The organism is Glycomyces dulcitolivorans, assembly GCF_003265355.1.
Taxonomy (GTDB): Bacteria; Actinomycetota; Actinomycetes; order Mycobacteriales; family Micromonosporaceae; genus Glycomyces; species Glycomyces dulcitolivorans.
Window position 1 is genome coordinate 1 of record NZ_QFRW01000173.1, and the last position, 4,584, is coordinate 4,584.

4 protein-coding genes are annotated in these 4,584 nt (G+C 70.6%); 2 read left to right on the forward strand and 2 right to left on the reverse strand.

Annotation, left to right across the window (positions count from 1 at the left end; translation table 11 throughout):
* Positions 1-135: 135 nt before the first annotated feature.
* On the reverse strand, positions 136-1,044 hold the full coding sequence (locus DI269_RS13685; RefSeq protein WP_112136745.1) for an AraC family transcriptional regulator: 909 nt from the start codon (positions 1,042-1,044) through the stop codon (positions 136-138).
* Positions 1,045-1,125: 81 nt separating this feature from the next.
* On the opposite strand from DI269_RS13685, the gene DI269_RS13690 reads away from it, so the two are divergent.
* Positions 1,126-1,794, forward strand: a complete 669-nt coding sequence (locus tag DI269_RS13690; protein ID WP_232822742.1) for an NAD(P)H oxidoreductase — start codon at positions 1,126-1,128, stop codon at positions 1,792-1,794.
* A gap of 35 nt (positions 1,795-1,829) precedes the next feature.
* On the forward strand, positions 1,830-3,287 hold the full coding sequence (locus DI269_RS13695; RefSeq protein ID WP_112136751.1) for a glycoside hydrolase: 1,458 nt from the start codon (positions 1,830-1,832) through the stop codon (positions 3,285-3,287).
* 61 nt (positions 3,288-3,348) lie between these two features.
* Here DI269_RS13695 and DI269_RS13700 read toward each other — a convergent pair whose 3' ends face one another.
* Positions 3,349-4,419, reverse strand: a complete 1,071-nt coding sequence (locus DI269_RS13700) for a cellulose binding domain-containing protein (protein WP_112136749.1) — start codon at positions 4,417-4,419, stop codon at positions 3,349-3,351.
* Positions 4,420-4,584: the final 165 nt, after the last annotated feature.

Consider the following 4,584-nt stretch of genomic DNA (forward strand, 5'->3'; position numbering starts at 1 on the left):
GTACGGGTGGCGCGCCGACGAGGGCGCGGCCGAGGCCCTGGCGGAGCCGGCCCGGGCCGTCCGGCGCGCGCACGCCGCCGACGCGGCGAAGCCGTACCTGGTGAACTGGCGGGCCGAGCGCGAGCAGTACCTGGCTTAGAGGACGCTGTCGCGGAACGAGCGGGGGCTCATGCCCTGCATGCGCTTGAACGCGGTGCTGAACACGAACGGGTCGGCGTACCCGACGCTGCGGGCCACCGCCGACACCGGCAGTTCGGGGTCGGCGAGGAGGTCCTCGGCGAGGGACATGCGCCATTCGGCGAGGTAGGCCAGCGGCGGGCGGCCCATGACCTCGGTGAAGCGCTTGGCGAAGTGGGCGCGGGAGACCCCGGCCTCGGCGGCGAGGGCCTCGACCGTCCAGCGGGCGGCCGGGTCGCGGTGCATCGCCTCGATCGCGGGCCCGGTCACCGGGTCGAGCACCCCGAGGTACCAGGCGGGCGCCTCGGCGCCCTGGAGGTCGAACCAGCAGGAGAGCGTGCAGACCAGGCCCCAGTCGAGGACCCGGTCGACCAGGGACCCGCCGCCGGGGCGGCGGCTGCGGGCCAGCGCGTCGTCGAGGGCCTTGAGCCACAGGACGTCCCCGGGGTTCTCGTCGAGGACGAGGGCCTTCGGGAGGGTCCGCAGGAGCCGTTCGTGGCGGGGCCGCAGGTCGCGGTAGGCGCCGACGACGAGCGTGGTCGGGCCGTGCGGGTCGCGCTTGGGTTCGCAGTCGGCGTCGGGGTCGAAGCACGAGACCTGGTAGGACGGGCCGGTCGAGCCGGGTGCGGCGTCGCGGTCGACCAGGAGGAACGGCTCGGTGTCGCGCACGAGCGCGGTGGAGCCGGGACCGAGCGGGTGCTCCTCGCCGCCGGAGAGGACGAGGCGGCCGCCGCCGTGGACGACGGTGATGAGCGTCAGCGGCGCCCGGTCGGGGAAGCCGATGCGCCAGGCCGGTTCGAGCGCGGCGCGGGTGACCGAGGCGCGTTCGGCGCGGATGCCGCGGAGCATGTCGCTCAGAGGGTCCATGGCCGCAATCGTAGACGCTCGCGAAGGAACACCCCGGTTTCGGCCATGGTCCGTCTGCGCCGGGGCGGGTGTACTTGCCCCATGAGCGATTCCGAACCCACCGCCCTCGTCGTCATCGGCCACCACCGGTCCGACTCCCTGACCGCCGCCGTCGCCGAGCGGGCCGCCAAGCGCCTCTCCGCGGGCGGCTACCGCGTCGACGTGCTCGACTTGCAGGCGGAGGGCTTCGACCCGCGCGGGAACACCGCGGACGAGCCCGACTACCGCAACCCCGACCCGCGCTACAGCGACGAGGTCCACCGCCACATCGCGCGCGTGCACGCGGCCGACGTGATCGTCCCGGTCTTCCCGGTGTGGTGGTACGGGCTCCCGGCGCTGCTCAAGGGCTGGATCGACCGGGTCTGGAACTCCGGGATCGCCTACGGGCGGGAGTCGAAGCGGATGGCGGGCAAGCGGATGCTGTGGATCGCGCTGGCCGGGCTGCCTGAGGACCACCCGAACTCGCGGTTCACGCGCGAGTTCCTCGACGGGCCGCTGCGCGTCGGGATCTCCGCGTACTGCGACGTCCCCGACGCGGCCGCGGTCGCGCTGTACGACGCGGAGGCGCACGGCTTGAGCGGCGCGGACCGGGACCGGCACTACCGGGAGCTGTTCGCGCAGGCGGAGGCCGCGGTGGAGGCGCTGATCCCGACCCGGGCCCACTTATTCTCATGCTTTTCCGAAGGGGTTGACGTGATCCGGAGCTTCTGAAATCATCGATGAATCTCGATGCATTGGAGGCCGGCATGCGCCGTCGCACACTCTTCACCGCCGCCGGGACCGGCGCGCTGGCATCGGGCGCGGTGCCAGCCGCCGCCCGGGCCGACTACACGACCGCCGTCAACCCCGCGAGCACCTGGGGCACCTGGGAGGGCTGGGGCACCTCGCTGTGCTGGTGGGGCCGGGCGTTCGGGAACCGCAACGACCTCGCGGACATCATGTTCACCCGCAACAACGTCACGTACAACGGCGCCTCGCTGCCGGGCCTGGGCATGAACATCGTGCGCTACAACGCGGGCGCGTGCTCGTGGAACTCGATCAACGGCGAGTCGATGGTCGTGTCCCCCAACATGATGCGCTCGCGGCAGATGGACGGGTACTGGCTCGACTGGAACTCCAGCGACCCGGCCTCGGCGAGCTGGAACTGGAACGTCGACTCCAACCAGCGCAACCTCATGTGGAAGGCGCGCGACCGCGGCGCCAACCTGTTCGAGCTGTTCTCGAACTCGCCGATGTGGTGGATGTGCGCCAACCACAACCCGGCGGGCGGGGCGAGCGGGAGCGCCGACAACCTCCAGTCGTGGAACCGGCAGCAGCACGCGGTCTACATGGCGACGATCGCGAAGTACGCGCACGACAACTGGGGCGTCGACTTCGACTACGTGGACCCGTTCAACGAGCCGATCGCGACCTGGTGGACGGCCACCGGGACCCAGGAGGGCTGCCACTTCAACGTCGCGACCCAGTCGATCGTCATCGACCACCTGCGCACCGAGCTGGATTCGCGCGGGCTGTCGTGGATGCCGATCACCGCCTCGGACGAGTCGCTGTACGACCAGGCCGTGAGCACCTGGAACGGGCTCACCTCCTCCGCGAAGGGCAAGGTCGCCAAGGTCAACGTCCACGGGTACCAGTACGAGGGCGGGCGCCGCGACTCCGTCTACAGTGCCGTGAGCGCCGCGGGCAAGCGGCTGTGGAACTCCGAGTACGGCGAGAACGACGGCACCGGACTGCGCCTGGCGCGCAACCTGAACCTCGACTTCCGCTGGCTGCACCCGACCGGCTGGTGCTACTGGCAGGTCCTCGACGGCGGCGGCTGGGGCCTCATCCAGGCCGACAACGAGGCCGGGGCCCTCGGCGCGGTCAACACCAAGTACTTCGTGTACGCCCAGTACGCCCGCCACATCCGCCCCGGCATGACCATCATCGACGGCGGCGAGGCCAACACGATCGCCGCCCACGACGCCGCCTCGGGCAAGCTCGTCCTGATCACCACGAACTACGGGACGGCCCAGACGATCACGTACGACCTCTCGGCGTTCGGCACCGTCCCCAACGGCACCGCCGTCCGCTGGTCGACTCAGACGAACGGGTCCGAGCGCTACGCCCGGTACACCGACACCACGGTGACCTCCAAGCGGTTCGCGCGCGCCTTCCCGGCCAACACGGTCATGACCTTCGAGATCGAGGGCGTGCGCCGGTAAGCAGCGCGAACGGTGCCCGGCCCTTTCCCGGCCGGGCACCGTTCCCGTTGGGGCGCGCGGTCTACAGGATCGGGTCGAGGGCCTCGAACCAGTTGGCGGCGAGCTTGACGTAGCCGTCCTCGTCGGGGTGGACGCCGTCGTAGGTGTCGACGGCGGGGACCCAGCCGGTGTGCTGGTCGACCACGACGATCGGTGACTGCGCGGTGGAGTGCGACGCGGCCCAGGCGGGGATCTGGGAGTTGAAGTTGATCGTCCGCTGCGGGCAGTCCGAGCAGTTGCTGGGCGCCAGCGGGATGAGCTGCGCGGCCAGGATCACCGCGTCGGGGTTGAGTTCGCGCAGGTCCTCGACGATCGTGGTGTACGCGGAGAGAATCTGGGCGGGCGGGATCGAGGACCAGACGTCGTTGGTGGCGAAGTGCAGCAGGAGCACGTCGGGGGTGTTCTGCGTCAGCCAGGCCTGCACGCTGCCGTTGTTGACGGACTGGGTGACGAGGAAGCCGCCGTGTCCTTCATGGTCGGGGTCGGAGCCGGCCGGGTTGCAGGCCTGGGAGAGCGAGCCGACGAAGTCGACGTCGTGGCCGGCCTGGTCGAGGAGCTGCCAGAGGTTGCCGCGCCAGCAGCCGGGGCTGCCGGTGATGGAGTCGCCGAGCGGCATGATCTTGACGGGGCCGCCGGGCGGGTCGGTCGGGTCGTCGGTGGTGGGCGGGTCAGTGGGGTCGACCTGGCCGTCGCAGAGGTCGCCGTTGATGGAGATCCCTGTCGGGGCGGCGGTGCTGCCGGAGCCGATGAAGCCGAAGACCTGGCGGGTCTGCCCGGAGGCGATCGAGCCGTTCCAGCCGACGTCGGAGCCGGTGAAGGCGGTGCCGCTCTGGCTCCACGTCACGTTCCAGGCGCTGGAGACGGCGGTGCCGGCGGGGAAGGTCCATTCCAGGTCCCAGCCGTTGATAGCCTCGCCCGCGGTGATGGCGATGTTGGCCTGGAAGCCCGAGCCCCAGCTGCTGACCACGGTGTAGTCGACGTCGCATCCGTCTTCGGCGAGTGCCAGGTCCGCCGTGCCGAACGTCAGCCCGCCGACGCCGAGTGCCGTCGCGGCGGCTGCCGCGAAGGCGGTGATCCTGCGATTTCTCCGCATTCCATGTTCCTTCCCGTGCACCGGGAACTGAGGGAGCGCTCCCAGAGAGAATGAGGAGATCATACCGTTTTTGTATTTGTATAGTCAAGTGTGTCAATATTATGGACCGGTTGGGGCGGAAGGATTCCGGCCCCGAGGCGAAGGGCGGCGGGCCCGGTCGGGCCC